A 229-nucleotide genomic window follows, 5' to 3' on the forward strand; every position below is an offset into this window, starting at 1 on the left:
ATAGAACCAAGACGAACACCATTAACCGTTTGTTCACGACCTTCGCCATTTAGCAGTGTGAAAGAGACGTTTGCCATCTCACCACTTGCTTTGATTTGTTCTTCCATGCTGCGCCACATCGCCTGAAGTTGGGTCAACGTTGGCAGTGATTTAGCTGCAACAATAGCATCGATATCTTTCTGATATAAGTTTGCATCAACACCCGTTACTGAGCTCTTGAGCTCTGACT

At 45.0% G+C, this 229-nt stretch carries 1 pseudogene; it reads right to left on the reverse strand.

The annotated features are described in order from the left end of the window. Nucleotides 1-229: pseudogene (locus LVD47_RS23575) on the reverse strand (MotA/TolQ/ExbB proton channel family protein); the annotation flags it as partial.

This window comes from Membranihabitans maritimus (assembly GCF_021729145.1).
GTDB classification, from domain to species: Bacteria; Bacteroidota; Bacteroidia; order Chitinophagales; family Saprospiraceae; genus Membranihabitans; species Membranihabitans maritimus.